Below are 3,818 nucleotides of genomic sequence, written 5' to 3'. Positions count from 1 at the left end.
GCGCCGCGCGCGCCTGCTCGGCGGCCTTCCGGGCGGCCTCCTGCGCCGCTTCCTTCCTGGCGCGCCCCGCCGCGAAGTATTCGTCGAAGTTCTCCACCTGGTTCTGGTTGGTGTAGTGGTTGAAGACCACGCTGAGCTCCTGCTCGTTGAGGGCGGTCATGCTCTTGCGCTCCCCCTGGAAATTCGCCGCGAGCAGGTCCACGACCTCCTTGCTCGCAACGCCGAGGTCCTTCGCGACCTCATGCACCCTGTACTTTTCTATCATAGAATCAAATCCTCCTCTTAGTCCGTAGTGATGGCACCTTTGACGTTCGCAAACCACAGCCGTCACCGCGGAGTTGGAACGCTTTCCCGGTATCTATTGTTCGGCCGTCCCCGTCCCTTCCGGGGGGAGCAGGCCGGCGATCATCTTTGCAAAACCGCCGTCGCACACCGCGAACACGCCGTAGCGCTTGCCCGCCGTGGCCCACAGCTCATCCATCGTGCGCGGGAGCATCCGCAGGGGAACCTCCCCCTCTTCGCACGCGAACCGCATCTGCCGCACCGTGCGTTCGGCGGCGTCCGACGCGAGCAGCACCAGCCGGGCGCCGCCCTTCAAAATCTCTTCCCGGACCACGTCTCCGCCCATTTTGAGCCTGCCCGCCTTGCGGCAGAGGGAGAGGGCCGAGAGCAGCCTGTCATTCATCCGGAGGCTCCCCCATTTCTCGCTCGAGGCGTTCGTACACCTCGTCGGGGATTTTACAGTCGAACGCGCGCTCGAGCCGACGCGCCTTACGCGCCTTTTTGAGGCAGTCGGGATTCTGGCAGAGGTAGGCGCCGCGTCCCGATTTTTTTCCCGTCGGGTCGAGCAGGATCTCCCCCTCCGGCGTGCGCACCACCCGCACGAGCTCCTTTTTCGGCTTGTGCGCGGCGCATCCCGAGCACATGCGCACCGGCTGTTTTTTCTGTACCATCTTTTCCTCCTTGTCGCGTCCGCGGGGCGGGGTCAGGCCGTTATTCGCCGTAGAAGCCGCTCTCCGGCTTGATGTCTATCTTCCAGCCGGTCAGCTTGGCGGCGAGGCGGGCGTTCTGGCCCTTGTTGCCGATCGCCAGCGAGAGCTGGTGGTCGGGCACCGTGACCTTGCAGCTCTTGGCCCCCTCGGGGTCGAGCTCGACCCCCAGCACGTCGGCCGGGGAGAGCGCCGCCGCGATGAATTCGGCAGGGTCGGCGGAATATTTGACCACGTCGATCTTTTCCCCGCCCAACTCGTCGACGATCGCCGACACGCGCTGGCCCTTGGGGCCGATGCAGGCGCCCACCGGGTCGACGTTCTCGTCGTTCGACCAGACGGCGATCTTGGTGCGGCTGCCCGCCTCGCGGGAGATCGACTTGACCTCGATCGTGCCGTCGAAGATCTCGGGCACCTCCATCTCGAAGAGGCGCTTGACCAGTCCCGGATGGGTGCGGGAGATCATGATGCGCGGGCCCTTTTCGCCGTTGACCACGTCGACGACGTAGACCTTGACGCGCGAATTGTCGGGGAACTCCTCGCCGGGGACCTGCTCGCTCTTGGGCAGGATCGCCTCGGACTTGCCGATTTCCAGCGTGACGTTGCCCTTCTTGGGGTCGGTCTTGATGACCGTGGCGGTCACGATGTCGTGCTGGCGGGAGGAATACTCCTCAAAGAGCTGCCCGCGTTCCACCTCGCGGATGCCCTGGCGGATGACGTGCTTGGCGGTCTGGGCCGCGATGCGGCCGAACTGCTTGGTGTCGAGCGGGATCTCCACCACGTCTCCGATCGTCGCGCCGCTCTGGTACTTGGCGGCCTCCTCCGGAAGGAGCTCCTGCGCCGGGTCGAGCACGTCGTCGACCACCGTCTTGCGCATCGCCACATAGAACCGGCCGGTGTCGGGGTTGATCTCCACGACGCTGTCCTCGGAAGCGCCCATATCCCGGCGGATCGCGTTGCCGATCGCGGTCGCGATCTTCTCCGCCAGCAGGCTGCGCGGGATGCCCTTTTCCTTTTCAAGAAGCGCCAGAGCCTCAAAAAATTCGGTATTGCTCGTTTCCATTTTTCGGTTGCCTCCATCAATGTTGTAATCCGGGCGTTCCCGTTAAAATTCTTCGTACAGCCGCACGAACGCGGTCTCGGCCAGGGTGAAGGACATCTCCACGTCCCCGTCCAGCTCGACCGAGATCGTCCCATCCTCATGATATGCGGAGAGGATCCCGATAAAGTCGCGCTCCCCCTCCACCGGCCGGATGAGCCGCACCAGCACCCCGGCCCCGAGGTACTTCTGGAAATGCCAGTCCTTCGTCAGCCGCCTCTCGACGCCGGGCGAGCCGACCTCCAGCGTATAGCTCTGGGGAATCGGGTCCTTTTCATCCAGCAGGTCGCTCACCGCGCGGGAAAACGCCTCGCATTCGTCGATCGTCACGCCGCCGTCCGCGTCCTTGTCGATCAAGTAGCGCAGGTACCAGCTCGCGCCCTCCTTTTCAAACACGACGTCCCACAGATAGACGCCGACCTCCTCGGCCACCGGCGCGGCCAGCTCGGCGCAGACCGCGGCCGTGTTGGGGCGTTTGCCCTTTGGCTGGGTCAACCAAATCCCTCCATACACAAAGGAAAGAGTGAGGTCAACCTCACTCTTTCACAGTTGTTACTATTCTTACAATAATATACTCTATCACAATTTTTTCCGAATTGCAAGCGGTTATCCCCTTTTTCCTGCGATTTCAGGGGCTTTGCGGCCCTTCCCGGTCCGAAAATCCGCCCTCACCAGCTCTCGGCGAAGGCCGCCGCCTGCTTTTTCGCGCCGCGCAGGATCGCTTCGGGGTTGTTGCCGACGATGTCCAGCCCGTGCGTCCACAGGTAATCGAACGCGTCCACCCCGAACATCGCGCAGATGCCCCGCAGGTAGGAGAGCGCCGTCCCATACAGAGACATGTCCTCGTTCGTGAAGTCGCCGCCGCTCGTCGTGATCAGCAGCATCTTCTCCCCCCGGCACAGCCCCCGCAGCCTGCCGTCCGGCTCTGGCAGGAAGGTGATGCCGCTGACGCTCACCCGCTCGATATACACCTTGAGCAGCGCGGGAAAGCTCAAATCCCAGTAGGGCGCGGCGATGACGATCCTATCCGCCGCCGCGAACTGCCGCGCCAGCCGGAAATAATCGTCCGCCTGGCCGCCCCGCGCGAGCAGCGCGTCCCGGTATTCCAGCTCCCTGCCCGTAAAATAGGTAAGCCCCAGCCCGGCCAGCGTCAGCTCCTCGATTTCATCCTCCGGATGCTGTTCCCGGTAGGCGTTCATGAACGTCTCCGCCACCGCGTAGGTTCGGGAGACCTCCCACCCGCGCGCGCAGGCGTCGACAAAAAGCACCTTTGACATGCCATCCCTCCTGTTTTTCCTGCGGGGCGGTCCCCGCATCCCCGGTCTTCATGACTTCATTATAGGGGGCCGCGGGAATGAAGTCAATCGGGTTTGCCGCTCGTTAAGCGGCAGAATTTGCCGGTAGTCAACCGACAGTGATTTTTAGATATTCCGCCCAGAGGTCGGAAGGCTTGCCGGGTCCCGCCCCGGCGGGCGGGCCCATTTCTTGCGCGCCCAAGAAATGGACGAAAGAAGGGCGCTCAAGGGGACTTCCGCCAGCCCCCTTGAGAATCCCCCGGGAGTACCTTGCCAAGGCCCGCAGACTGCCGCCGCTCCCCATGGGTACACTAGCTGAGGGCTCAACCTAATCTCGGTGCTCCCAGCGTGTGGAGACGGAAGACGCGGAGCACTTGTCAGGAGGGGGCACACGGGGGAGGGCGGCTCGCCCTCCGCCCGTGAGGCGCACGCGCA

The 3,818-nt window shown here is 63.6% G+C and carries 5 protein-coding genes and 1 pseudogene; all 6 read right to left on the bottom strand.

What is annotated here, in order from left to right; genetic code table 11:
• Nucleotides 1-265, bottom strand: a pseudogene (locus RDM88_RS12085) (translation initiation factor IF-2 N-terminal domain-containing protein); the annotation flags it as partial.
• Between the two features lie 93 nt (nt 266-358).
• Entirely contained in the window at nt 359-685 is a 327-nt protein-coding gene (locus tag RDM88_RS12080; protein WP_308755077.1) for a ribosomal L7Ae/L30e/S12e/Gadd45 family protein, read from the bottom strand.
• On the bottom strand, nt 678-953 hold the full coding sequence (gene rnpM, locus RDM88_RS12075) for an RNase P modulator RnpM (protein ID WP_308755076.1): 276 nt from the start codon (nt 951-953) through the stop codon (nt 678-680). The genes RDM88_RS12080 and rnpM overlap by 8 nt, the downstream gene beginning before the upstream one ends.
• Before the next feature lie 40 nt (nt 954-993).
• Nucleotides 994-2,052 carry a transcription termination factor NusA gene (gene nusA / locus RDM88_RS12070; RefSeq protein ID WP_308755075.1) on the bottom strand — a complete coding sequence of 353 codons (1,059 nt, stop codon included), beginning with the start codon at nt 2,050-2,052 and terminating at the stop codon, nt 994-996.
• Nucleotides 2,053-2,094: 42 nt separating this feature from the next.
• Nucleotides 2,095-2,583 (bottom strand): ribosome maturation factor RimP, encoded by a 489-nt coding sequence (rimP, locus tag RDM88_RS12065; protein ID WP_308755074.1) that lies wholly within the window; start codon nt 2,581-2,583, stop codon nt 2,095-2,097.
• Between the two features lie 173 nt (nt 2,584-2,756).
• A complete protein-coding gene (locus RDM88_RS12060) occupies nt 2,757-3,365 on the bottom strand; it encodes an NAD(P)H-dependent oxidoreductase (protein ID WP_308755073.1) in 609 nt (202 codons plus the stop codon).
• Nucleotides 3,366-3,818: the final 453 nt, after the last annotated feature.

The organism is uncultured Anaerotruncus sp., assembly GCF_902490045.1.
Taxonomy (GTDB): domain Bacteria; phylum Bacillota; class Clostridia; order Oscillospirales; family Ruminococcaceae; genus Anaerotruncus.
Note: the sequence above shows the minus strand (reverse complement) of the source record. Positions and strands in the feature narration are given on the sequence as shown.